The sequence below is a fragment of the Desulfarculaceae bacterium genome (assembly GCA_020444545.1).
Classification (GTDB): Bacteria; Desulfobacterota; Desulfarculia; order Desulfarculales; family Desulfarculaceae; genus Desulfoferula.
In genome coordinates this window covers 464,747-487,728 of record JAHLKT010000002.1, presented here as the reverse complement: position 1 = coordinate 487,728, position 22,982 = coordinate 464,747, and the positions used below count along the sequence as shown (strand labels likewise).

Genomic DNA, 22,982 nt, shown 5'->3' with positions numbered 1-22,982 from the left:
CCACCTCCGCTTGCACAGACGCTGGTAGCCTAACCCATGGCCGGCGGCGAGTCAAAATCATCCCACAAATGGGCCTGGGCCTTTGCCCTGGCCGCCGCCGCCCTGTGCGCGGTGCTGGGCCTGGCCTGGTACGCCCAGATGCACCGCCCCTGGCACCAGGAAGTGCGGGCCATCAATGAACGCCGCGCCTTGCAGCTCCAGGACCGCCTGGTGGCCGCGGGCATGGCCCCCCGGCGCGCGGCCGAGCGGGCCCGCGAGGTGGCCGAGCAGCCGCCCCGGGTCATCGAGGTGGTGCCCACCGCCTTCGGCCAGCCCGAACGCTGCCTCACCTGCCACCAGGGCCTCAAGCAGATTAGCCCCTCCCATCCGGTGGAGGCCATGGGCTGCGTGGCCTGCCACGGCGGCCAGGGCCTGGCCCTGACCAAGGACGAGGCTCACCGGGGCCTCATGGGGCGCAACCCCTCGCGCCTGGGCACGGCGCGGGCCTCCTGCGGGGGGCGCGGCGCGGCGGCCGGTCGCTGCCACGCCGGACGGGGCGACCCGGCGGCAAACATGGTCTACCGCGTGGAGCGCACCATCATGGCCACCATGACCGGGGTGCTCACCAGCCTGCGGGTGGCCTGGGGAGCCCAGGACGACTACACCGCCCGGGTGGCCACCGCGGCCATCAGCGACCCCCGGCGGCCGGTGCCGCCCCCTGCCCTCACCCTGGCCTCGCTGGTCAGGGTTCCCGGCGGGCCCCCGGTCGGGCCCCTGCCCAAGCAGGTGGCCGACGAGCAGTGGAACAAGTTCTGCGCCCGCTGCCATCTGCGGGCCGAGCGCCAGGCCGGTATGTCGGCCCACGGCAAGGGCTGCGCGGCCTGCCACGGCCAGCGGGATAACTCCGGCCGCTACCTGGGCCTGGACGCCACCGTGAACCACGACGAAGCGGGGCACGCGGCCTATCATCAGCTGCACGAGACCCCGCCCGAGGAGAACTGCCGCCGCTGCCACAACCGCTCCGGCCGCCTGGGGCTCAACTACCAGGGCTGGGTGGAAGACGAAAACGGCCGCACCCCCTGGAGCGAGGGCGACCCCAAGGTCAAGCTCAGCGGCGGACGCGGGGTGCACACCCTGTTGCCCGACGCCCACGCCGCCGCCGGGATGAGCTGCATCGACTGCCACTCGGGCCGCGAGATAATGGGCGACGGACGCCTCTACGGCCGGATGCGCTACCAAACCGAGATCACCTGCGCCACCTGCCACGGCGACGCGGCCGGGCCTCCCCGCCTGGGCCCGCCGGACGCCTATGCCCGCTACGAGGCGGCCTACGGCCCGCTCAACAAGGGCCCGGTCCTGGACGAGCGCGCCCGCCTGGCGCTCAGCGCCAAGGGCCGTCCCCTGCTCAACCTGCGCCAAGAAGACGGCAAGCTGGTGCTCTACTCGCGCAGCAAGCCGGGCAAGAAGCACCCGGTGCCCCTGGTAGGCCAGGACGCCCGCCACCGCCAGCCCGGCCACCAGCGCCTGGCCTGCCAGGCCTGCCACAGCCGCTGGACCCCGCAGTGCTACGGGTGCCACGACTACCGCAAGCCCGGCGGCCTGATGTGGTCCTATGACACCCACAAGCACACCAAGGGCACCTGGCAAGAGAGCCGCGATCTCTACCGCTTCGTGGACCCCTTGCTGGCCATCGGCGGCGGCGGCCTGATCAAGCCCTTCGTACCCGGCTGCCAGGTGGTCTACACCGCCCTGGACGGAGAGAGAGTGCCCCTGCCCGGCCTGGAGCTCAAGGTGCCCAAGCCCCGGCTCATCGGCAGCGGCATCGTGATGACCCCCATCGCTCCCCACACCACCCGCAAGGAGGTGCGGCCCTGCGAGGCCTGCCACCTGAGCGGCAAGGCCCTGGGCCTGGGCGGCGGGCCCCGGCCCCTGGGCTCCCTGGCCGCCCTGCCCCTGGCCGACCTTCGGGCCGTGGGCCAAACGGCGGACTGGGACGCCCTGGTGGACAACGAGGGCCAGCCCTTGCAGAGCAGCACCCACCAGGGCGCGCGGCCTTTGAACAAGCAGGAGATCGCCAAGGTGATCGCCTTTGGCCGCTGCCTGCCCTGTCACCGCAAGCCCGACGACCCGGTATTGGCCGACCCGGCCAAGGCCTGGCAGCGCATTGGACCCCACGGCGACCTCAAGGCCAAGCACCGCGCCTGGGAAAGGAAGGCCCTGCGATGAAGCGCCTCATCGCCGTGGGGCTGATCGCCTGGCTGTGCCTGGCCGCCCTGCCGGCCCTGGCCGCCCCGGCCGGGCCGGACGTGGGCTGCCGGGAGTGCCACAAGGACATCGCCTCGCCCATGCCACCCCAAGCCGAGCCCCACAAGCGCCTGGCCTGCACCTATTGCCACCTGGGCGACGGCGAGGCCGGCGAGGCCGCCAAAGGCCACCAGGGCATGGCGGCCAACCCCTCGGCCTTGGACCAGGCGAAGCGCGCCTGCGGCTCCTGCCATAAGGGCTGGCCGGAAAAGGTGGCCCTCTCGCCCATGGCCACCAACCTGGGCCTGATCAACCAGACCCGCCATCTCTGGGGCGAGCAGTCCCAGGCCTCGCCGGAGTACGGGGCGCACGACCAGTGGCCCTTGGTGGAGCTGCCCGGCCCGGGCCGGGGCGGCAAGCCGGTGGACGACTTCCTCAGGCGGCGCTGCCTGCGCTGCCACCTCTGGGGCAAGGGCGCGGACAGCGACGGCGCGCGGCGCTCGGCCGGGTGCGCGGCCTGCCACCGGGTCTACGGACCGGACAACCAAAAGCCCAAGGGCCACGCCCTGACCAAGAAGGTGCCGGTTAGCCAGTGCCTCACCTGCCACGGCGGCGGCTGCGGAGCCGGGGCGGAGTACGCCGGGCGCACCGCTCGTGACGCCCGCGACTCGGCCCGCTTCTTGGCGACCGACCGCGCGCGGCCCAAGTTCATCCAGGACCGGGTGTGGCGGCCCATGCGCCCGGACGCGCACTTCAAGGCTGGCATGGCCTGTATCGACTGCCACCCCCGCTCGGAGATCATGGGCGACGGCCGCCTGGGCGGCTCGGGCCTGGAGCACGTGGGGGTGCGCTGCTACTCCTGCCACGGCACCCCTGGCAAGAAGCCCGACGCCCGCCCGGTCACCAGCCTGGGCGCGCTCAAGGTGAACCTGGCCTGGAAGGGCAAGGAGCTGATGCTCACCGGCAAGCTGGACGGCAAGGCGCGGGCCGTGCCCCTGCTGCCCGGCGGCAAAAAGGCCCCGGTGGCCCACCGCATCAGCCAGCACGCCAAGGTGGCCTGCCATGCCTGCCACGCCTCCTACAACCCCGGCGCCTGGGGCATGCAGGTGATGCTGGAGACCCGCATGTCCTACGGCGTGTGGTCGCCCATCGCCGCCCAGGGCGACCCTCAGGCCTTCAAGCTGCTCTGCCCTCCCTTGGTCTGCGGCAGCAGCGAGAGCCCCTGGGTGCAAACGGCTGATTACCTGAGCGGCAAGAAGCGGCCCGGCCTTTGGGTGGTCTCGCCCTGGTTCCGGCGTCTGCTCTGGCGGGTGTACGGCGTGGGCCCCGAGGGGCGCACCTATCTGCTCAACCCCCGCTTCCAGTACGTGGTCACCCTCATGAACCAGCAAGGCAAGATCACCCAGCAGGCGCGGGTGCCCAAGCCCGGCCTGGGCATCACCCCCTGGAACCCGCACACCATAGCCCGGCCAACGGTTGGCTGCGCCGACTGCCACGGCTCGGCCAAGGCCCTGGGCCTGGGGCTCACCTTTACCCGCGAGGGCAAGCCCAAGCCGGGAGAGAGCCCCCTGGCGCCGGGCCTGTGGCAGCCCTGGGCCGAGGGCCTGGACCTAAAGGGCGACTGGACTCGGGTGGTGAACCTGAAGGGCGAGGCGCAGCAGGAGTTCCTGGTGGAGGGCTCGCGGCCCTACAGCCAGGAAGAGCTGAAGCGCCTGCTCGAGCCGGGCAAGAATTACAATCGCTGGCTATTGAAGGCGCTGGAGGAGTCGTGGCCCTTTAGGCCAGCAAAGTCCAAAGAGTGAGCCCGGCCCAGCCCAGGAGCACCGCCCAGGCGGGCAGCTCCAGCAGGGCGGGGAGCTGATAGGCGGGAATGGCCTTGCCGCGCTGGCCCCGCTGCCAGGGCAGGATGATCAGCAAGGCCAGGCCGATGGCGGGCAGGAGCAGGCCGCCGATTCCCACCGGCAGCCAGCGCAGGAGTTGTTGAAATCCCAGGAACACCCAGGGCGCGTCGGCATGGCCCGTTGGGGTCGAGCCCACCGGGGCCAGGGGATAGGCCACCGCCGCCAGGCCCAAGAGGGCCAGCACGATCAGGGAGCAGAGCCCCTCTTTCTTGACAAGATTGGCGCGGGTGCTTTCAGCCATGAATCAACTCTAGCCCCTGTCCGGCGCGAGGGCAAGCCTGCTGGTATCCTATGAACCAGGCGACGAACCCCTCATTCGCGAGGATGCTTCCTTGAGCCAAACCACCCCCAGCAAAGCAAGCTCTTCAGATCCCAGCCGGCGCGGCTTGCTCAAGGGCCTGGGCGTGTTCACCTGGGCCTGCCTGGTGGCCGCGGCGGGGCTGGGCATCGGCGCGGTGTTGCGCCTGGTGTCCTCGGGCGAAGGCCCGGCCACGCCCGGCCCGGTGGACCTGGGCTCGCCCTCCGGCCTGGCCGTGGGGCAGGCGCGGGACGTGGGGGCGGTGGCCCTGGCCCGCGACGGCGAGGGCTACTTCGCGCTCAGCCTGGTCTGCCCCCACCTGGGCTGCCGCCCGGCCTGGCACCAACCGAGCGGCCGCTTCCTGTGCCCCTGCCACGGCTCCTCCTTTGCCCTGGACGGCGCGCGCCTTTCCGGCCCCGCCCCCCGGGGCCTGAGTCACCTGGCCTTGGAAAAAAGCCCCAACGGCTCGCTCATCGCCCGGCCGGGCTCGGAGGTGGCCCCCACCACGAGGCTGAAGGGCTAAACCATGGCCGGGTTCCTGGAGCACATCCACCCCCCGCGCATACCCCCCGAGCGCACCCGCTTCTCGGCCACCTTCTGCCTGGGCGGCATCAGCTTTTTGCTCTTCCTGGTGCTGGGGGCCACCGGCCTGGTGCTAATGTTCTCCTACGTGCCCACCCCCCAGGGCGCGGCCGCTTTCTTCGCCTCCGAGGCTGGGGACCTGCCCTTTGCCTGGTTCTTCCGGCGGCTGCACTTCTTGGCCGGGCAGGCCATGGTCATCACCCTGTTCCTGCATCTGGCCCGGGTGCTCTTGAGCGGGGCCTACCTGCCCCCCCGCGCGGCCAACTGGCTGGTGGGTCTCTTGCTGCTGGTGCTCACCCTGGCCCTGGACCTGAGCGGCTACGTGCTGCGCTGGGACCCGGCCACCCAAAGCGCGGCCACCGTGGCCGCCGGGGTGGTGGGCTCCATCCCGGCGGTGGGCCCGCTGTTCCAGCGCCTGCTCCTGGGCGGCCCCAGCCTGGGCGAGGCCAGCCTGCTCAGGTTCTACGTGTTGCACTGCCTGGCCCTGCCTGCCGTGGTGCTGGTGGCCTGCCTCTACCACTTCTGGCGCATCCGCAGGGACGGAAGGCCTACCTCGGGGCTGTAGCGGCCCGCTCTCATCGGAAAAAGCAGCTCGGAATGAGGAAAGAGACGGGGACGTGCCGGTGGGCGGCGGTCCGGCCTGCCGCCGGCGCCTGGACTACACCACGGCACGTTGCCGAGTTTATGCGGTGTAGGGTCGGGATTTATCACCGCCCAAGAGCGCTGCGCTCAGGTGGAGCTGTGAATGGAGAAGCCCAGGTGGTCGAATTAAGCCATGGGCCTGGGTGCTGCCCAGACCGGCCCGCCATGGGTTCGGCCTGGACGTCGGAATGGCGCCGGCGCATGAAACCGTTGCGGCACACCGCATGATTTTTGTAATGGCAGCGGTAGCGACGGCCACCCGGCAAATCAATCAGGGCCTCGCCCCGCCCTTTCCATTACCTGCCCCTTTGCCCCCAGCGCGCCCGCCAAAATTGATAGGGAGGGACCATGCCCTCCCCTTCCTTCTCAACTGCCTTCTGCCTTACGCCTCGCCGTTGCCCGCCTTGACCCAGGGCTTCAGCACCGCGATGGCCTGGTCCACGTCGCGGCCGATCTGCGCCTTGAGCTCATCGGGGCTCTCGAAGCGCTTTTCGCCCCGCAGGCGCTCCACGAAATGCAGCCGGATGCGCTGGCCGTAGACGTCGCCGTGGAAATCCAGCAGATGGGTCTCCACGTTGAGCCCACCGTGGTCAAAGGTGGGGTTGTTGCCGATGTTATTGGCCCCCATGAGCAGGCGGCCGTCCTCCAGCTCCACCAGCACCGCGTAAACCCCCGGCCCGGGCAGCAGCTCGTCGGAGACCTTGAGGTTGGCCGTGGGGAAACCCAGCAAACGTCCGCCCCGGCCGTGGCCGCTGACCACGCTGCCCTGCACCTGGTAGTGGCGCCCCAGAAGCTCCCGGGCGGCGGCCATCTGGCCCGAGGCCACTTCCTGGCGCACCCGGGTGGAGCTCACCGGGCGGCCCTCCACCAGCACCGGCCCCACCACGTGCAGGGCGAAGCCGTGGCGCTCGGCCTTGGACCCCATCAGCTCCAGATCGCCCAAGCCTTTGTGGCCGAAGGAGAAGTCATAGCCCACCACCACCTCGGCCGCGCCCAGGCGGCCCACCAGCAGCTTGTCCACGAAGTCGTCGGCCGAAAGGCGGGCGAAGTCCTGGTCAAAACGCAGGCACAAGGTCACATCCAGGCCCGCCTGCTCCATCAGCTCCAGCTTTTGCTCCAAAGGGGTTATAAGGGGCAGGTTGACCGCCGGCCGGAGCACCCGCATGGGGTGCGGCTCGAAGGTCATGGCTAGGGCGCAGCCGTCCAGGGCCTGGGCGCGCTCGAGAGTCTTGGCGAAAAGGGCCTGGTGGCCCAGGTGCACCCCGTCGAAGTTGCCGATGGTGATCACCGGCCGGGGATGGCGCACCCGGAACTCTTCAAGGCCCATTATGGTCAGCACGGTTGTTTCGCTCCCTGCCCCGCGAAATGTGTAATTTTCTAGCTCCCGGGGCCTACAAACTCACTTGACAAGCATGGGTCGTGATTATAGACTTCGCCCTGTTCTTTGACAAGTTCACCGGGCCTTTGGGCGCGGTGAGCCCAAGACGAGCCGAAGTGGCGGAACTGGTAGACGCGCTAGGTTCAGGGTCTAGTGGCCGTACGGTCGTGGGAGTTCGAGTCTCCCCTTCGGCACCAGTAAAAAGCCGCGCCAACCCCCCGGGGTTGGCGCGTTTTTTGTGGTTTCGCCCTTGCAGGCATGGCGTCTCGCCCCTTCTCCCTCCTCATTTCCTGATTGTGCACCTTTATTCTTGCTTTTAGCCCTTCAATGCATATCTTTGAAGTAGGAAATGATGCGGCACTGAAATAGCCGCCTTGAAGGGAGAAGAGGAATTCGCCCGTATCCTTACAACGACAATCGTGATTCTGGCCTTGCTGCTGGTGGCGCTGCCCGCGTCGGCCGACATCATCCAGACTCAAACCTTCGGCCCGCAGGTCCCCGACTACTTCCCGGTGCTGATTTTTAACCAGTACAACGGGAACTTGGCCGACCTGACCGGCATCGTGGTGGAGCTGAGCCTCACCAGCGTGGGCGGTCTGGCCCAGGTGGATAACGAGAGCGCCGCTATCGCCAACGTTCACGTTGACTTCGGCACCAGCGGCTGGCTGATCTCCGGCGGGCCTCTGTTGCCCACCGTGCTGACCAACCCGGCCGTGCCGGTGACCGCCGTGACCAGCGGCGACTACAGCCTGGGCGCGGACGACGGTGACGGCGTGGGCGTGCAGAGCGGCGGCATCGACTACGGTGAGCTGCCCGGCGGCTCCCTGAGCAACAGCCTGAGCGGCAACGTGCTCTCCACCAACTGGTCCGATTACGTGGGCGCAAGCACCTTTAATATCACCGGAGTGATCAGCACTTACCTGAGCGTTACCGGCGCCAGCGGTATCTCCCAGGGCAGCACCCCGCCTACGGTGAACGGGTCCGTGACCGTCACCTATCAGACCGTGGGCGGTGGGGCCAGCACTCCTGAGCCCGCCAGCCTGCTGCTTCTGGCCAGCGGCCTGGGTGGCTTGGCCGCCTGGCGGGTCCGCCGGCGGCGCAGGGAGAGTGTCTGACCCCAGGGCCCGGGGTCCTCTTCTCCCCAAGCTCCTGACCAGCCTCGCTCCAGCGGAGCGAGGCTGTTTGCCATGCCCAGGCCCCACCGCGCGAGACGGCTCTTTGTTAAAATACCGTGTTAATGAATTTTTATTTTTATGAATGATTGCTTCGTATTGGGAATTGGCTATAATAACTGTAAGTGAATCCAAAGGGCGGCTAGGTCCGCCTGCCCTTCAAGGAGAGAATAGGCCGTGCGCCACCTCAAAGCTTTTGTCTTCATTGTGATTTTCCTGGCTGCGGCCCTTCCCGCCAAGGCTGACATCATCCAGACCCAAACCTTTGGTCCGGATGTTCCCGATTACTTTCCGGTGATGTTTTTCAACCAGTATAACGGGAACTTGGCCGATCTGACCGGCATCGTGGTGGAGCTGAGCCTCACAACGGTGGGCGGCCTGGCCCAGGTGGACAACGAGAGCGCCCCCGTGGCCAACGTCCATGTGGACTTCGGCACCAGCGGCTGGCTCATCTCCGGCGGGCCTTTGTTGCCCACCGTGCTCACCAACCCGGCCGCGCCGGTGACCGCCGTGGTCGGCGGCGACTACAGCCTGGGCTCGGATGACGGCGACGGCGTGGGCGTGCAAAGCGGCGGCATCGACTACGGTGAGCTGCCCGGCGCCAACATCACCAACAGTCTCTCGGGCAACGTGGTTGCCAGCGCCTGGTCCGATTACGTGGGCGCGGGCACCTTTAACATCACCGGGGTGATCGGCACTTACCTGAGCGTGACCGGCGCCAGCGGCATCTCTCAGGGCAGCACCCCGCCCACGGTGAACGGGTTTATAACCGTCACCTACCAGACCGCGGGTGGCAGCGGCGGCGCGGGCACCCCGGAACCGGCCACCCTGCTGCTGCTCACCAGCGGCTTGGGCGGTCTGGCCGCTTGGCGGGTTCGCCGCCGGCGCAAGGCCACGGAGCGGAGCTAGAGCCTCTCCCCTGCTCCGGACCTACACCCCAAAACCATGCCTGCCCCGGCCCCGTTTTCCGGGCCGGGGCTTTTGTTGGCAGACTGCATGATTCCGCATAACCCCAATAGCCTCTGGAAACGTCTAGGCAAGGCGGCGATTGCCTGGGCGCTGCTGCTCCTGCTGGCCGGCGGGCTTCCCTCTTCGCTTTGGGCCCAAAGCTCGGGCATGAAAAGCGACCCCAGCGACGTGCTGGAGAGGAACCTGGACCCAACCACCCGCATGAACCTGATGAGCCTGGACGGCCCGGTGTTCAAGCCCCTGCCCGAGGATGACCTCCGGGTGGGCGCCTCGGCCTCCATCGTGGGCAACCACAAATACGCCATCAAGCGCCTGACCGAGGCCATCGACTCGGGCGGGCTGCCCCTGGACAAGCTCTCCCAGGCCTACACCAGCCGGGGCATCTCCAAGGCGCGCAGCAACCACCTGGCCGAGGCGGTCTACGACTTCGCCAAGGCCCTGGAGGCCGACCCCTCCAACGCCCCGGCCCACTACTACCTGGGCGAGACCCTGCGCAACCTGGGGCTGTTCACCGAGGCGGTGGTGGCCCTGAACCAGGCGGTGGCCTTGAAGCCCAACTACGCCAAGGCCTACTACCTCAGGGGCACGGTGTGGATGCTCAAGGGCGAGAACAAGCTGGCCGCCGACGACTTCAGCCTGGCCATCAAGCACGACCCCTCCATCGCCGACGCCTATTACATGCGCGCCGAGGCCCTGGAAAAGATGGGGCTGTACAAGCGGGCCCTGGCCGACCTCAAGACCTTCCAGGTGCACAACCCCCTGGACCTGAGCGTCGCCCTGATGATCGAGGAGCTGCAAAAGCGCCTCGGCCGGGGCGGCAACCCCTCCTAGCGCCTTCTAGTCGTCCGTTGGCTCCGGCGCCGGGCCCTTCAGCCTGGAGTAATAGTGGTCCGACAGGTAGATGGCGGCCAGGGGATTGTGGCCCAACAGCCGGTCCTTGACCGCCAGCACCGTGCTGGGCGCCTTGACGTTCATGAAGAACATGGAATCATGGCCCACGCACAGGCCCAGGGCGATATTGAACTCGCAGCCCGCCTGGTTGAGCAGTTCGGCTTGGAACACCGGGTTGCACAGGGTCTCGAAGCTGCCCTGCTTGATCTTGTCCTGCTCCCTGAGACCCAGCATCTCCTTGGGCGTGGCCCCGGCCTTGCAGGCCGCCGAAACCACCTCGAAGCCCTTGTCCTCCAGGATCTGGGCCACGGTGGCCGCCTCTCTGCGCAGACCCACGCAAAAGGCCAGGCCCAGCTTCTTATAGCCCATGCGCTGGGCGAACTCCCAGATCTCCTGAATGCGGCTCTTGCAGGGGCTGAGCACAAAGGGCCGCGCATGGCGGTTGCCATAGGCGGTGGCCTCCTGGATGGAGGCCTGGCGGGCGAACTCGGCCAGCTCCGGGTCCTCGTACTTGGCGTTGGCCACGGCCAGGGCCTCGGCCTGATGCAGGCTGGGACAGCCCTCGATGCCCACTCCACCCTCGCCCACCAGGCAAACCCTTTTGTGGCTGGGAATCTTGCAGGCGGCGCAGGCGGGGTGCTTGGGCTCTTGCTGTTGGCTCATTTGCTGTTTCTCCTAAGTATGTGAGAGCCGTGGGCAGGTTTACGGCGTGGGTTGTATGAAATCTAGCATCTGAGGCCTGATGGCGCTCAGGGACAATTCCGCGCAACCAAACTTAGCACAATACGCCTGCCGATGAGAGGGATATGGTAGGGTCATCCCCCTTAAAATTGGGGGTTGCCCCCCATGGTGTCGGGCAATGTCTTCTTATTATAGTTATCCCAGGATCTTCGCCGCCCTCAGCCACGCGCGGTTGAGTTCTGGCGGGTAACCGCCGAGGCTGAGGCGCGGCTTTCTCTATTCTGGGACCACGTCGGCGGCGGCGCCGGCGGGAAAGGAACGGGCGATGGCGACCTACGAGGAGGTGTTTCGGCGGAGCATCGAGGACCCCGACGGCTTTTGGGGTGAGGCAGCGGAAAACATCACTTGGGTCAAAAAATGGGACAAGGTGCTGGACGACAGCAACAAGCCCTTTTATCGCTGGTTCACCGGGGGAGAGCTGAACACCTGCTACAACGCCATCGACCGCCACGTGGAGGCGGGCCGGGGCGATCAGACCGCCATCATCTATGACAGCCCGGTAACCGGCACCGTTCAAAAGATCAGCTACGCCGAGTTCCTGGACCAGGTATCGCGCCTGGCCGGGGGGCTCAAGTCCCTGGGCGTGACCAAGGGCGACACCGTGGTCATCTACATGCCCATGGTGCCTCAGGCCCTCACCGCCATGCTGGCCTGCGCCCGCATCGGCGCGGTGCATTCGGTGGTCTTCGGCGGCTTCGCGCCCAAGGAGCTGGCGGTGCGCATCAACGACGCCGCCCCCAAGGTTATGATCAGCGCCTCCTGCGGCATCGAGGGCAAGAAGATCATCGCCTACAAGCCGCTGTTGGACCGGGCCATCGAGCTGGCCACCCACAAGCCGTCCCATTGCATCATCCTAAAGCGGCCCCAAGTCGAGGCCGAGCTTACCCCAGGCCGCGACGTGGACTACGACGATCTGGTGGCGGGGGCCGAGCCCGCCGAGTGCGTCACCGTGGCCGCCACGGACCCGCTCTACATTCTCTACACCTCGGGCACCACCGGCCTGCCCAAGGGCATCGTGCGCGACAACGGCGGCCACGCCGTGGCCCTGTACTGGACCATGAAGAACGTCTACGCCGTGGAGCCCGGCGACGTGTACTGGGCGGCCAGCGACGTGGGCTGGGTGGTGGGCCACTCCTATATCGTCTACGCCCCCCTGCTCTACGGCGCCACCACCATCGTCTACGAGGGCAAGCCCGTGGGCACCCCGGACGCCGGGGCCTTCTGGCGGGTGATCAGCCAGCACGGGGTCAAGGTGCTCTTCACCGCGCCCACCGCCTTCAGGGCCATCAAGCGCGAGGACTCCAAGGGCGAGCTGCTCAAAGAGTACGACCTGGGAGACTTCGAGGCGCTCTACCTGGCCGGCGAGCGCACCGACCCGGACACCTACCAATGGGCCGCGGACCTGTTGCAGCGCCCGGTGATCGACCACTGGTGGCAAACCGAGACCGCCTGGTCCATCGCGGGCAACTGCCGGGGCATCGAGCTGTTGCCCATCAAGCCGGGTTCGGCCACCAAGGCGGCTCCGGGCTATGACGTGACCATCCTCTCGCCGGACAACGAGCCGGTGGAGCCCAACACCCCGGGCGTGGTGGCGGTGAAGCTGCCTCTGCCCCCGGCCTGTCTGCCCACCCTGTGGCACGACGACAAGCGCTTCCTGGAGTCCTACCTGGCCCCCTTCCCTGGCTACTACTTCACCGGGGACGAGGGCTACATCGACCAGGACGGCTACGTGTTCATCATGGGCCGGGTGGACGACGTGATCAACGTGGCGGGCCACCGCCTGTCCACCGGGGCCATGGAAGAGGTGATCGCCACCCATCCCGACGTGGCCGAGTGCGCGGTCATCGGCGCGGCCGACAGCTTCAAGGGCCAGCTCCCGGTGGGCTTCGCGGTGCTCAAGGCAGGTATCAAGCGCGACCCCGAGGAGATTCGGGCCGAGCTGGTGCAGATGGTGCGCGACCAGATCGGCGCGGTGGCCTCCTTCAAGCAGGTGGCCATAGTGGACCGCCTGCCCAAGACCCGCTCGGGCAAGATCCTCCGGGGTACCATGCGCAAGATCGCCGACGGGTCCAAGTACACCGTGCCCTCCACCATCGACGATCCCACCAGCCTGGACGAGATCGGCACCGCCCTCCAGGGCATCGGCTATCCCAAGAGCGAATAATCCCGCACGGCACAATTTACCCGCCCCGGGCCCCGCGCCCGGGGCGGGGCTTTTTGGCCCCCCGCCTTGCGCGCCCCTTCCCGGGGCCCTATGTTTTAAAAGTTCAAGGCTAACTCTTTTGACAGGCGCAGGCGAATCATCGTGAACCGCATCCTCAAAATGCTCAACGAGCGCAACTTCATCTTCCTGGCGGCCCTGGTCTGCGGCCTGGCCGTGGGGCAAGGCGCGGCCTACACCCGCTCCCTGGTGGTGCCGGCCCTGGCCTTCGTCATGATGCTGGCCACCCTGTCCATCTCCGGCGAGGTGTTCCGCTACCCCCGCATGCTGGTGCGCCCCGCTCTCATCGGCCTTTTCCTAAGCTATCTGGTGCAGGGCGGGATCATACTGCTCCTGGCCTGGTGGCTGGTGCCCGAGCCCGCCTATTTCCAAGGCATGGTGGTGCTGGCCGCGGCCCCGCCGGCGGTGGTGGTCATGCCCCTGGCCGTGGTCTTGGACGGCGACCCTGATTACGCCTTGGTCTCCATGTCCGGGGCCTATGTGGGCGGCCTGGTGATGATTCCCCTGATCTTCCTAGCCTTCTTCGGCGGGGAGCATTTGTTCCGCCACGAGCTGTTTATCATCGTCATGGTGTTGATCGTGGCGCCCATGGCCGTGTCGCGCCTGCTCATGTGGAAGGGCTGGGACAAGCCTTTCGTGCGCCACCGGGGCGCCCTGACCAACTGGGGCTTTTTCGTGGCGGTCTACACCATCATCGGGCTCAACCGCGAGGTGTTCCTGCACGACCCCCTGGAGCTGATGCCCCTGATCATCATCGGCGTGGTCTCCTCCATCGTGCTGGGCGAGTTGCTGCTTTTGATCATGCGCTGGCAGGGCATCAACCCCCAGCGGGCCAACACCCTGATGATGCTGGGCAGCATGAAAAACTACGGCCTGGCCTCGGGCCTGTGCCTGGCCTTGTTCGGCCCGGCCGCCGCGGTGCCCACCACCGTGTGCACCATCATCTTCGTGCTCTACCTGATCTGGCTAAACTGGCGCCTGCGTATCCGGGAGGCCACGGCGTAGGGACCATTAGGTCACAAGAAATATCAGTGGAGGAATAAGAGGCGGGTAAAGAAAAAGTGAAAAAGCTGCGCGCCGCCCTCGTTGGCTAAGGGCCTAATTTGGCCTCCATGCCCACTGGCTCTATCGTGACGTAGCCGCAGCCCGCATTCCATTGGGCTTGGGGACCGGCGCACACTGAACGGCCCCACGAATACAAGGCCAGACGGCCGCATCTTTCAAAACAAATCTTTTAATTTCCCAACTAAACAAAAAAGGCCGAGGCGCCCTGCCCCGGCCTTTTCAATTTTTTTAATGCCAGCGAGTGCGGCGCAGCCGCCCAGCTAATCCCATTTCCTTTGGTCGTCGATAACCTTGCACCCCTCGGGCAATTGGCCCTTCTGCTGGAAGTTGACCTGGCCCTTTACGCGGAGGATCTCCTTGAGCTCCCGCTCGATGTCGCCCCGAAGCTCCTCGCGGTCCACGCCTGCCTCGGTCAGCTCGCACACCAGAGTCATCACGTCCTGGTTGGATTCGCGGGTCACCACCAGTTGGAAGGCCTCCACCTGGGGGAACTTGGCCGCCACCTGCTGCACGTTCTCCGGGCGCACGAACATGCCGCGCACCTTGGTCACCTGGTCCACCCGGCCCAGCCATCCCACCATCTTGGGCGAGGTGCGGCCGCAGGCGCAGGTGTCATAGGTCAGGGAGGTCAGGTCGCCGGTGCCCAGGCGGATCAGAGGATAGGTCTTGTTGAAGATGGTGGCCACCACCTCGCCGATCTCACCCTCTTCCACCGGCTGGCCGGTCTCCGGGTCCACCACCTCCACCACGCAGTCCTGGGCCAGGTGCATGCCGCCCATGTGGTAGCACTCCAGGCTCAGGCAGTTCAGCTCGGCGGTGCCGTAGCACTGGCGCACGGTCATGCCCAGGCGCTCCTCCAGCTCGGCGCGCAGGCTGCTGGGCAGCGCCTCGGCGGCCACGAAGGCCACTTGCAGGTTCAGGTCCTTCAGGGGGTCCAGGCCCATGGCCTCGGCCTTGTCGGCGATGGCGGCCAGGAAGCTGGGGGTGCCCAGGTAGCCCTGCACCTGGAGGTCCTTCATTATCTGCACCTGAAGCTCGGTGTTGCCCACGCCGGTGGGCACGCTGACGCAGCCCAGGGAGTTGAGCGACTCGTCCAGGTTGAAAGCGAAAGGCACCATGTTGAAGTTGAAGGTCACTTGGGCGATGTCACCCGAGCGGAAGCCGCCGGCATACAAAGCCTGGGCCCAGCGGTCGTCGCTATAGGTCTTGTCCGCCGGTTCGTAGATAGGTCCGGGCGAGATGTAGATGCGCCTGACGTTGTCCATGGACGAGCCCATCAGGCCGCCGAAGGGCAGGTCCGCCTGCTGGGCGGAGACCAGCTCGGACTTCTTGTTCACCGGCAGCTTGGGCAGGTCGGCCACCGAGGTGATGTCGCCCGGCTGGGCGCCCACCGAGTCCATGACCTTCTTGAACCCCGGGGCGTTGGCATAGGCGTGGGCCACGATATCGGCCACCCGGCCGTCCAGGTACTCCTGGCGGGCCTGGGGGTCCATGGTCTCCAGCTCGGGCCGCAGATACCCGCTGGTGCGATCCTTGTCCGGCATTGCTCCCCTCCCTATTTCCGAAGCCTGGCGGCCCTTGGCAAACGCCAGACACTCTCTCTCAAATTTTTTTCCGGCTCATCCAGCCGCCGGCAGACAAGGCGTCCGGCGACCGACAGCCGGAGGCGTAGCCTTAGCTACGTCGAGGCTGCAGCGAAGCCGGCAACACAGTCTGCCGGTGGGTGGGTGGGCCGGACTAAGTGAGCCAGCGCTTGCGGCGCTTATAATGCTTCACATCGCGGTAAGAGCGCTTGGTGCCCACGTCGGTCATGCCCAGATAAAAGCGCTTCACGTCCTCGTTGCTTTTCAGTTTCTCGGTGGTGTCGTCCAGGACGATCTTGCCATTTTCCATGATGTAGCCGTGGTCGGCGATGTTCAGCGCCATGCGGGCGTTCTGCTCAACCAACAGGATGGTGGTGCCCAGCTCCTTGTTGAGCTTGCCGATGATCTCGAAAATCTCGCCCACCAGCAGGGGGCTAAGCCCCAGGGAAGGCTCGTCGAGCATCATCAAACGGGGCTTGGCCATCATGCCCCGGCCGATCACCAGCATCTGCTGCTCCCCGCCGCTCAGGTAGCCGGCCAGGCCGCTCTCGCGCTCCTTGAGGCGGGGGAAGTAGTGATAGACCTGCTCGATGCGTTTTTCCAGCTCGCCGCGGGAGCACTTCTGGGTGTGGGCCGCGGCGATGAGGTTCTCCTTGGCCGTGAGGTCCTCGAAGACCCGGCGTCCTTCCATGACCTGGAAGATGCCCCGCTTGACGATCTCCTCGGGCTCCAGCAGATTTATCTGCTTGCCGTCGAACTCGATGGCCCCGTCGGTGACCTCGCCCTCTTCGGTCTTCAAAAGACCGCTGATGGCTTTCAGGGTGGTGGTCTTGCCCGCCCCGTTGGCCCCCAGCACGGCCACGATCTGGCCCTCCTCCACGGTGAGCGACAGGCCCTTGAGCACCAGGATCACGTCATCGTAGATGACCTCGATGTTGTTCACCGACAACAGCGGCATAATTCGGTCCTCGAACGGTTCAAGGTGAAACGGGGGCTCCCGAGGGAGCCCCCGCCGTGAGCTCGGCCTACCAGCCGATGTACTCCTTCTTGCGCGGGAAGTTCACGTCCTTGACCAGGAAGATCTTGCCGTCCTTGATGCCACCAATAGCCATGGAGGTGTTGGGGCGGTGATCCTCGGGGGTGTAGGTGATGGGCGCGCAGAGCCCGCCGGTGTTGAAGTCCTTCAAGGTCTCCAGAGCGGCCCTGAGGCCCGGGCCGTTGAGCTTGCCGGCCTTCTTGGCGCGCTTGAGGCCCTCGACCATGACCATGACCGACACCCAGGACTTCACGTAGTGCAGGGTGTAGTTCTTGCCGCCGGCCGAAGCCACCACGTCCTTCATGCCGGGCACGTCGGCCCCGAAGGGCGCCACGGGCAGCATACCGAAGGCGCGGCCCTCGGCCGCCTTGCCGGCCAGGCGGGGCAGGTTCTCGTCAAAGCCCCAGCAGTTGATCACGAACTTGGTGGTCAGGCCGTGCTTGGCCGCGTCCTTGATGATCACCGCGGTGGAGGGGGTGGTGCCGCCGATCCAGGCGAAGTCCGGGTTGAACTTCTTCATGTGCAGCAACTGGCTGGTGGCGTCCATGGCCCGCAGGCTGACGATCTCGTCCGGGCCGATGTTCAGGCCCAGCTTCTTGGCGTAGTCCTTGCCGGCCGGGATGGGGTTCTTGCCATAGGGGTGGTCGGGGTAGATGAAGACCACCTTCTTGGCGCCCTTCTCCTTGGCGTAGATCATGGCCAAACGGATGGCCGTGGAGTAGCTGGTGCCGATGAAGAAGTTGTAGGGGTTCTTCTTGGGGCTGGTCAGGTTGCCGTCATAGGACGCGCTGAAGAACACGATCTTGTCGCGGTTGACCAGGGGCCGAAGGGCGTTGGTGTCGCCGGTGCCCCAGCCCTGAATCACGTAAACCCTGTCAACGTCCTTGTACTTCTTGTACAGGTTCAGAGCCTCGGGGATCTTGTAGGCGTAGTCGTTGGAGATCAGGTCCAACTTGATGCCGTCGATTCCCCCCTTGTCGTTCCAGAACTTGGTGGCTGCCACGGCGCCCTTCTGATAGTCCGCGCCCACCGCGCCGGTGGGGCCGGTCTGGTCGAAGATGCCGCCCACCTTGATGTCCTTGGCCATTGCCGCCGGGGTCAGCAGCAGGCAGGCCGCCGCCATCAAGGCGATGATCAACAGTGCCTTTTTCATCCGATTCCTCTCCTTTCCCAAGTTACCACTCTCCCAACCGTTTTCTTGGCGACCAATCACCGGCCCGCCCTCTTTGGGGGCGGCCGCTAGGCATTCGCCGTGATTGGTCCCTTGGGGTCCCTCCCTCGCCCGGCCTTGGTGTGCCGGGCTTGGCTCCCTATCATTCTAGTAAGAAAACGGCCATAACTTCCAATAGGCGCGTATGGTGTGCCACCGCGCCGCCATGCCGTCCGGCTCGAATATCAGGAACAGGATCACCACGATCCCGAAAACCATCTCGCGCAGGCTGGCGAATATGTCGGAGATGTTGGGGAATATCCCGGTCAGTAGCTCGGTGGGTATGCGCAGCAGCTCGGGCAGCACCACCATGAAGATAACCCCGAAGATGGAGCCCAGGACCTGGCCCAGGCCGCCCACGATGCACATGGCCAGGTACTGGACGCTGAGCCACAGCGTGAAGTGCTCGTCGGAGATGATGGTGATGTAGTAGGCCCACAGGCCGCCGGCGATGCCCACCATGAACGAGCTGATGCCGAAGCTCATGATGCGGTACTTGAACAGGTTCACCCCGATCACCTCGGCCGAGAGGTAGCGGTCGCGGACCGCCACGAAGGCCCGGCCGGTGCGGGTGCGGGAAAGGTTCTTGAGGTACATGGTGGCCATGATGGCAAAGGCCAGGGCCAGGAAATAAAACTTGAAGTCGCTGTCGAACTCGAAGGAGCCGATCTTGGCCGTGGGCACCAAGAGGCCGGCCGAACCGCCGGTGAGGTGCTCCCAGTTGCGCATGGCATAAACCAGGATGAACTGGGCCGCCAGGGTGGCGATGGCCAGGTACAGGCCCCGAAGCCTGAGCGAGGGGATGCCGAAGATCATGCCCACCGCGGCGGCGACCAGGCCGGCCAGGGGCAGGCAGACGTAAAAAGGCAGTCCCATGTTGGCCAGGATGCCCGCGGTGTAGGCCCCCACACCCATGAAAGCGCCGTGGCCCAGGGAGATCTGCCCGGTGTAGCCGGTGAGCAGGTTCAGGCCGTGGGCCCCCACCACGTAGATGAAGATCAGGTTGAACATGTTGAGCACGTTGATGCCCACCAGGTCGCTGATCGGCTGGGCAAAGAAGGGGAAGGCCAGCAGGAACACGCCCAAGGCGATCATCCAGCACCTCAGCCACCAGGTGGGGAAGATGCTTTGGTCCTTCTGGTAGGTCTCGAAGAATAGACCGCAGGGCATTTACGCCTCCCAAGTTTGGCGGCCCCGGCCGGGCCGCGGCGGGCCTAGACCCGCTCGATCTCCTTGATGCCGAACAGACCGTAGGGCTTGATCATAAGGATGATGATCAGCACGATGAACGGTGCGATCTCCTTGACCCCGCCGCCCAGATAGGCGTCGAGGTACGAGCCCATTATGTTCTCCAACACCCCGATGGTGAGCCCGCCGATGATGGCCCCGCCGATGGACTCCAGGCCGCCCAAAATAACCGCCGGGAACACCTTGAGGCCGAAGTCGCTCAGGGTGATGTTGATGCCGTTGATGTTGCCCACCAGGATGCCGCCCACCGCGCTGACCAGGGCGCCGATGGACCAGGAAATGGCGAACACCCGCTTTACGCTGATGCCCATGGACTGGGCCACCTGCTGGTCGTTGGCCACCGCCCGCATGGAGATGCCCACCCGGGTGAACTTGAAGAAGGCGGCGAACACGCCCAGGAACACGGCGGCGAAGCCGAAGGTCCATAAGTAGACCTCGCTCACCAGCACCGGGCCCAGATACACCGCCTTTTGGCTGAAGATGGCCGGGGTGAACACCTTGATCTGGGTCCCCCACAGCATGGTCACCGCCGCCTTGAGCACCGCGGCCAGGGCGATGGTGATCATGATCACGCTGATGATGGGCTCGCCGATCATGGGCCTGAGCATCAAGCGCTCCAGCACCATGCCCATGAGCACCGCGATAAGCATGGTGATCATGAAGGCCCACACGATGGGCACGTGCAGCCCGGTGTAGAGCCACCAGCACACATACCCGCCCACCAGCACGAACTCGCCTTGGGCGAAGTTGATGATGCTGGTGGACTTGTAGATGAGCGCGAAGCCCATGGCCACCAGGGCGTAGGCCGAGCCGATCACCAACCCGGTCACGATTAGCTGTAGGAATTCCTGCATGCGCCTTTCCCGTCTAAAAAGGGCCCGGTTCTAGTGCACCGGCTTCCAGAACTGCCACCACTTGCGCTCGGCCTCCAGGGCATATTGGTCCATGGGCTTCATCTTGCGGATGTGCAGGTCCGTGATGATGGTTGCGGTCTTGCCGTCCTGGTACTTGATCTCGCTCTCCACGTGCACCTGGTCGATGTCTTCGTAGAGCGCCTCGATCTCCTTGGCGTAGCGCTCGGCGATAAAGCGCCTGCGAAGCTTCCTGGTGCGGGTCAGCTCGCCGTCGTCCGGGTCGAACTCCTTGTAGAGCAACAGGAACTTAGCAATGCGCGCCGCCTCGGGCAGCTCCCGGTTCACGCGCACCACCTCCCGCTCGATCAGGTCGTAGATCTCGGACTTGGAAGCCAGGTCGGTGTAGGTGGTGTAGCCGATGCGGTGACCCTCGGCCCACTTGCCGGTGTGCTTGTAGTCGATGCAAATGATGGCTGTTACATAGCCCCGCTCGTGGCCCAAGACGCAGGGCTCCACGATGTAGGGGCAGAACTTGAGCTTGTTCTCGATGAACATGGGCGAGAAGCGGGCCCCGCTGGTGAGCTGCATCAGGTCCTTGACGCGGTCGATGCACACCAGGCGGCCTTCGTCGGTCACGTAGCCCGCGTCGCCCGAGTGCAGCCAGCCATCCACGATGGTCTCGGCCGTGGCCTCGTCGTTCTTCAGGTAGCCATCGAACAGGGCCGGCGAGCGCGAGATGATCTCGCCCACCCCCTCGGGGTCGGGGTCGTCGATCTTCACCGCTGTCTCGGGGATGGGCTCGCCCACGCTGGTGAAGTCCACCTTGCCCTCGCGGTGGATGCAGGAGATGCCCGAGATCTCGGTCTGGCCGTAGATCTGCTTGAGGTTCACCCCGCAAGCGTGGAAGAAGCGGAACACGTCGGGCCCCAGGGCCGCGCCGCCGGTGGAGGCGGAGCGGATGTTGGAAAATCCCAGACGGTCCTTTAGCGCCCGGAAGAGCATCACGTAGCTCAGGGAGTACATGAGCTTCCAGTACCAGGGCGGCTCCTGCTTGTCGAAATGGAAGTCCGCCATCTCATAGCCGATGGGCATGCACAGGCGGTACACGAAGCGCTTAAGCCAGGATGCGTCCAAGTGGCGCACGATCACCGAGCGGGCCTGCTGCTCCCACACCCTCGGCGGGCTGAACACCACGTTGGGCCCGATCTCGTACAGGTCGGCCATGGCGGTCTCGGGCTCCTCGGGGAAGTTCACCGTGAAGCCGATGGCCAGGGCGGTGGACACGCTCATCATCTGCTCCCCGATCCAGGGCAGGGGCAGGAAGCTGACAAACTCGTCGTTGGGGAACTTGGGGTCCACCTGGGCCAAATTGAGGGCCATCTTGAGCATGTTGGAATGGGTGAGCAGCGAACCCTTGGGGAAGCCGGTGGTGCCGGAAGTGTAGGCGATCAGGGCCACGTCTTCCGGGGTCAGGCGCGCCACCGATTTCTCGTAGTACTCGGGGTGCTCCTTCTCGAACTCGCGGCCCATGCGCTCCACCTCGGGCAGGTAGATGAGCAGCGGGTCGTCGTAGTCGCGCATGCCCTTGGGGTCGGTGTAGATCACCTTCTTGACCCGGGGCAGCTCGTGCTTCATGTCCAGGACCTTGTCGGTCTGCTCCTGGTCCTCGGCCACCACGAATTTGGCCTCCGAGTGGTCAATGACGTAGGCCACCTCGTTAAGGATGGAGTCCTGGTAGATGCCCAGGGGGCGGCCTTTCAGGCTCTGGGCGGCCAGCTCGGCGAACACCCACTCGGGGCGGTTGTCTCCGATGATGGCCAGGGCGTCGTCGTCGCTGAAGCCCAAGGCGGCCAGGCCCAGGGCGAAGTACTTCACGTGCTCGTGGTACTGCCGCCAGGTGTACGACTGCCAGATGCCGTATTCCTTCTCGCGAAGCGCAACCTTGTCGTCGCCGTACTTGTCGGCGTTGCGCTTGAGCAGGGCCGGCATGGTGTCGTTGCCGATGTCCGCGCCGCTGGTTTCTGCTTGCAGATAGGTCTTCCGGGGCACTAGCGCTTCTCCAGGCTTATGCTACAAACCCAGCTTGGAATGAGCCGCGTCGTCGGCCCCAAGGTAGGCCTCGATGACGTGGGGATTCTTGCTGACTTCCTCCGGGGAGCCCTGGGCGATCTTGGTGCCGAAGTCCAGCACCACCACGTTGTCCGAGATGTCCATCACCACGCCCATGTCGTGCTCGATGAGCACCACCGTGACCCCCCACTCCTCGTTCACGTCGAGGATGAAGCGGGCCATGTCCTCGGTCTCCTCCAGGTTCATGCCGGCCATGGGCTCGTCCAGGAGCAAAATCTTGGGCCGCATGGCCAAGGCGCGGGCCAGTTCCACCCGCTTTTGCAGGCCATAGGGTAAGGTGCCCACCACCTGCTTGCGTATGGCCTCGATCTCCAGCAGGTCGATGATGCGCTCCTCGATCTCGGCGCGCACCTTCATCTCCTCGTTCTTGGCCCGGCCCAGGTAGATGCCGCCGGACAAGAACCCCGCGTGCATGTGCACGTGGTGGCCCAGCTTGATGTTGTCCAGCACGGTCATGCCGCGAAACAGCTCGATGTTCTGGAAACTGCGGGCGATTCCCAGGGCAGCCACCTTGTGGGTGGCGACCTTGGAGATGTCCTGGCCGTTGAAGATGATGCTTCCCCGGTGGGGGTGATAAAAGCGGCAGATGCAGTTGAGGATGCAGGTCTTGCCCGCCCCGTTGGGCCCGATGATCGCCTGGATGTGCCCTTCCTGGACCTCGAAGCTGACCCCGCTCAGGGCGTTCAGCCCACCGAACCTAAGATGAATGTCGTCAATGATGAGAAGGGGCGGTTTGGCCTCGGCAGGGCTGGGTTGCTCCTGCCCGGCAGTTCTAGGCGACGGCATATCTCCTCCTGGCCGGACCCGTGCGCTCAAGCGGCGAGACGGGCTTGCTGTG

At 65.7% G+C, this 22,982-nt stretch carries 19 protein-coding genes and 1 tRNA gene; 10 read left to right on the top strand and 10 right to left on the bottom strand.

Annotation, left to right across the window (positions count from 1 at the left end):
• The first annotated feature begins 36 nt into the window (after positions 1-36).
• Together KQH53_06680 and KQH53_06675 are read left to right on the top strand one after the other, a co-directional pair.
• The gene (locus KQH53_06680) at positions 37-2,205 is read left to right on the top strand and encodes a hypothetical protein (GenBank protein MCB2226348.1); all 2,169 of its coding nucleotides are present in this window, start codon (positions 37-39) and stop codon (positions 2,203-2,205) included.
• Positions 2,202-4,025: a cytochrome c3 family protein gene (locus KQH53_06675; GenBank protein ID MCB2226347.1), complete on the top strand. Its 1,824-nt coding sequence runs from the start codon at positions 2,202-2,204 to the stop codon at positions 4,023-4,025. The genes KQH53_06680 and KQH53_06675 overlap by 4 nt, the downstream gene beginning before the upstream one ends.
• On the opposite strand, the gene KQH53_06670 is transcribed toward KQH53_06675, so the two are convergent.
• Complete coding sequence (locus tag KQH53_06670) at positions 4,000-4,365, bottom strand: hypothetical protein (protein ID MCB2226346.1); 366 nt, start codon at positions 4,363-4,365, stop codon at positions 4,000-4,002. The genes KQH53_06675 and KQH53_06670 overlap by 26 nt on opposite strands.
• A 91-nt stretch (positions 4,366-4,456) precedes the next feature.
• Between KQH53_06670 and KQH53_06665 the strand changes: the two genes are divergently transcribed.
• Positions 4,457-4,945 (top strand): Rieske 2Fe-2S domain-containing protein, encoded by a 489-nt coding sequence (locus KQH53_06665; protein MCB2226345.1) that lies wholly within the window; start codon positions 4,457-4,459, stop codon positions 4,943-4,945.
• A gap of 3 nt (positions 4,946-4,948) precedes the next feature.
• A complete protein-coding gene (locus KQH53_06660) occupies positions 4,949-5,569 on the top strand; it encodes a cytochrome b N-terminal domain-containing protein (protein ID MCB2226344.1) in 621 nt (206 codons plus the stop codon).
• Between the two features lie 459 nt (positions 5,570-6,028).
• Here KQH53_06660 and KQH53_06655 read toward each other — a convergent pair whose 3' ends face one another.
• Complete coding sequence (locus KQH53_06655; GenBank protein ID MCB2226343.1) at positions 6,029-6,985, bottom strand: bifunctional riboflavin kinase/FAD synthetase; 957 nt, start codon at positions 6,983-6,985, stop codon at positions 6,029-6,031.
• A 149-nt stretch (positions 6,986-7,134) separates the two neighbouring features.
• Between KQH53_06655 and KQH53_06650 the strand changes: the two genes are divergently transcribed.
• The 4 genes from KQH53_06650 to KQH53_06635 all read left to right on the top strand — a co-directional run bounded on the left by KQH53_06650 (position 7,135) and on the right by KQH53_06635 (position 9,996).
• Positions 7,135-7,221 (top strand) — tRNA-Leu (locus tag KQH53_06650).
• A gap of 222 nt (positions 7,222-7,443) precedes the next feature.
• Positions 7,444-8,139: a choice-of-anchor E domain-containing protein gene (locus tag KQH53_06645; GenBank protein ID MCB2226342.1), complete on the top strand. Its 696-nt coding sequence runs from the start codon at positions 7,444-7,446 to the stop codon at positions 8,137-8,139.
• Positions 8,140-8,373: 234 nt separating this feature from the next.
• Positions 8,374-9,105 carry a PEP-CTERM sorting domain-containing protein gene (locus KQH53_06640; protein ID MCB2226341.1) on the top strand — a complete coding sequence of 244 codons (732 nt, stop codon included), beginning with the start codon at positions 8,374-8,376 and terminating at the stop codon, positions 9,103-9,105.
• A gap of 87 nt (positions 9,106-9,192) precedes the next feature.
• Positions 9,193-9,996, top strand: coding sequence for a tetratricopeptide repeat protein (locus KQH53_06635; protein MCB2226340.1), 804 nt, complete (start codon positions 9,193-9,195; stop codon positions 9,994-9,996).
• A 6-nt stretch (positions 9,997-10,002) separates the two neighbouring features.
• On the opposite strand, the gene KQH53_06630 is transcribed toward KQH53_06635, so the two are convergent.
• On the bottom strand, positions 10,003-10,719 hold the full coding sequence (locus KQH53_06630; protein ID MCB2226339.1) for a DUF1847 domain-containing protein: 717 nt from the start codon (positions 10,717-10,719) through the stop codon (positions 10,003-10,005).
• A 343-nt stretch (positions 10,720-11,062) separates the two neighbouring features.
• Here KQH53_06630 and KQH53_06625 point away from each other — a divergent pair, with 343 nt between their 5' ends.
• Positions 11,063-12,961 carry a propionyl-CoA synthetase gene (locus KQH53_06625; GenBank protein ID MCB2226338.1) on the top strand — a complete coding sequence of 633 codons (1,899 nt, stop codon included), beginning with the start codon at positions 11,063-11,065 and terminating at the stop codon, positions 12,959-12,961.
• A gap of 141 nt (positions 12,962-13,102) precedes the next feature.
• Positions 13,103-14,023, top strand: coding sequence for a hypothetical protein (locus KQH53_06620; GenBank protein ID MCB2226337.1), 921 nt, complete (start codon positions 13,103-13,105; stop codon positions 14,021-14,023).
• Positions 14,024-14,343: 320 nt separating this feature from the next.
• Here the strand turns inward: KQH53_06620 and KQH53_06615 are convergent, their stop codons facing one another.
• The 7 genes from KQH53_06615 to KQH53_06585 all read right to left on the bottom strand — a co-directional run bounded on the left by KQH53_06615 (position 14,344) and on the right by KQH53_06585 (position 22,930).
• Positions 14,344-15,627 carry an AMP-binding protein gene (locus KQH53_06615; GenBank protein ID MCB2226336.1) on the bottom strand — a complete coding sequence of 428 codons (1,284 nt, stop codon included), beginning with the start codon at positions 15,625-15,627 and terminating at the stop codon, positions 14,344-14,346.
• Between the two features lie 193 nt (positions 15,628-15,820).
• Positions 15,821-16,624, bottom strand: coding sequence for an ABC transporter ATP-binding protein (locus KQH53_06610; protein ID MCB2226335.1), 804 nt, complete (start codon positions 16,622-16,624; stop codon positions 15,821-15,823).
• A 67-nt stretch (positions 16,625-16,691) separates the two neighbouring features.
• A complete protein-coding gene (locus KQH53_06605) occupies positions 16,692-17,855 on the bottom strand; it encodes an ABC transporter substrate-binding protein (GenBank protein MCB2226334.1) in 1,164 nt (387 codons plus the stop codon).
• Between the two features lie 165 nt (positions 17,856-18,020).
• Positions 18,021-19,082 (bottom strand): branched-chain amino acid ABC transporter permease, encoded by a 1,062-nt coding sequence (locus KQH53_06600; protein MCB2226333.1) that lies wholly within the window; start codon positions 19,080-19,082, stop codon positions 18,021-18,023.
• 44 nt (positions 19,083-19,126) lie between these two features.
• Positions 19,127-20,014 (bottom strand): branched-chain amino acid ABC transporter permease, encoded by an 888-nt coding sequence (locus tag KQH53_06595; GenBank protein MCB2226332.1) that lies wholly within the window; start codon positions 20,012-20,014, stop codon positions 19,127-19,129.
• A 30-nt stretch (positions 20,015-20,044) separates the two neighbouring features.
• A complete protein-coding gene (locus KQH53_06590) occupies positions 20,045-22,063 on the bottom strand; it encodes an AMP-binding protein (GenBank protein ID MCB2226331.1) in 2,019 nt (672 codons plus the stop codon).
• 21 nt (positions 22,064-22,084) lie between these two features.
• On the bottom strand, positions 22,085-22,930 hold the full coding sequence (locus tag KQH53_06585; GenBank protein MCB2226330.1) for an ABC transporter ATP-binding protein: 846 nt from the start codon (positions 22,928-22,930) through the stop codon (positions 22,085-22,087).
• Between the last annotated feature and the right edge of the window lie 52 nt (positions 22,931-22,982).